This window comes from Bartonella rattimassiliensis 15908, assembly GCF_000278215.1.
Lineage (GTDB): Bacteria > Pseudomonadota > Alphaproteobacteria > Rhizobiales > Rhizobiaceae > Bartonella > Bartonella rattimassiliensis.
In genome coordinates this window covers 218,206-220,001 of record NZ_JH725068.1, presented here as the reverse complement: position 1 = coordinate 220,001, position 1,796 = coordinate 218,206, and the positions used below count along the sequence as shown (strand labels likewise).

Annotated in this window: 1 protein-coding gene; it reads right to left on the bottom strand. The window is 34.3% G+C overall.

What is annotated here, in order from left to right; translation table 11 throughout:
• Window positions 1-320: 320 nt before the first annotated feature.
• Window positions 321-1,796 (bottom strand): type ISP restriction/modification enzyme (locus MCY_RS09495; RefSeq protein ID WP_007347741.1); only part of this gene is annotated, 1,476 nt, incomplete at its 5' end.

Sequence of the window (1,796 nt, the reverse complement as noted above, 5' to 3'; positions counted from 1 at the left end):
ATAGATTGTATTTACGTATTGCGTATCATATAAGTTGTTTACTTAAAGCATTAACGCATTGAAATATAATAAACTTTTATTTTAGATTCAAAAAATTAAAATAATACCTATAAAAAGCACCCCCAAAACCCCCAAAACCCCCTAAAACTAATAATGGGAAGTACTTTGAAGGTTCACGGTTATCTTGTTTAATGTTTTATAAGATTTCCAAATTGCTTCAGTGTGATGTCTTATGATTTTTCACTAAGGGATGCCATTCATAACGTATCGTAGGTCGACCACTTTTAGGAGTATTATCTTCAGAGATTTCACGAATATAGTTACATCATTTTATCTTTTAAAGATTCAGTATCTTCATAGATATACCTTGGAAAGCATTGACCTTTTTCTATTGCATCTAGATTAGGTAAATCTTTAATCATAAGAACAGAAAAGCCACACCTTGCTCCTACGCCTGTAATTTGAATTCCTCTATTTTCAACCACCTTTCCCATAGGGAATATCCGCGGAATTTGATAGACTCTCTCATTAAAGGTGCGATTATAATAGAGCCATTGTTTCGTAAAAGGACGATAAAGGCTTTGAATAAGGCATCTATCTTCAAGTTCAAAAATTTTTCCTCTTACTAATTCTTGTTTAACATTATAGCTCCAACTTATCTTTCTCTCATCTGTATCAACGAAATTATTTACAGCATTTTTATGTATCTGACGGTTAGCATGTACATAAGTATCATTAAAACGTTTCACTTCATTATTATAGAAGTTAATCATATTATGCATATTTTTTGTTAAAGCTTTACGGCTTGAATTGTACGTCCAAGCGTCACGACTGGTTACAATTCCAAGAGAAAAACTTTCAAAAAGTTTTTTACCATGACTTTTTTTATCACCTTTATCACCTATAGCTAAAAATTCTTTGAAACTTTCATCACGTTGACCAAGCCAATCACCATGTTTATCTGGTGTAATTATTTGCCAACCTTTTTTTCTTCGTGTAATGCCATCAATACTCCTAAGTTTTTCAATTATCGTGAGCTTTTCTTCTCTATTGAGATAGTCTCCAATATCACGAAAATATATCTTACCACGCTGTTGAGATTCTGGATTTTTTACAAGAATAGAGATAGCTATAGGGGCACGAGATCCTTCACCAAAAATTCCACCACCTTCTTTCTTACGTTGTTCTCCAGAAGTTCGAGCATTCCCCCGTAAATGGAAAATATAAAGGCTTGAAAATTCCTCAACGAGGCATTTGCGTAAACCATCCATAGATTTTGTATCTACAAAACCCGCATTTGTGACAAAACCAATAACACCAGCATTATCAATACGGTCACTCGCCCAGCGAATGGCACGAATGTAACTATCATAAAGACTTCGCATAAGACTTGCCTTCGATTGAGCCGCATAAGTTTCACTGATCCGTTTATCTAAAATTGGATAAGGAGTATTCTTTGCATTATCGTTTTCGCTCTTTTGTCCCATAGAATAAGGTGGATTACCAAAAATAACTTCAATATTTAGATTTTTCTGAAGTTCTAAATATTCACTGTTTTTCTCTAGTAGACCTTTCATTAGATCTTGTTTTTCAATCATTTGAAACGTATTTTGTTTTGGATTGCGCTTTTTAAAGGTCACTGGATAAGGCTCTACATCTTCATAATTCACGTGCAAATGACCCAGTTCACGCCCTGCTGTCACAAACTTCCAAAAATCATCAGCACTCTTTACGCAAGGGATACGAGGCAATTCTTTAGAGAGGTTATCAGCATAACGAGCACGATAATCTTCCGA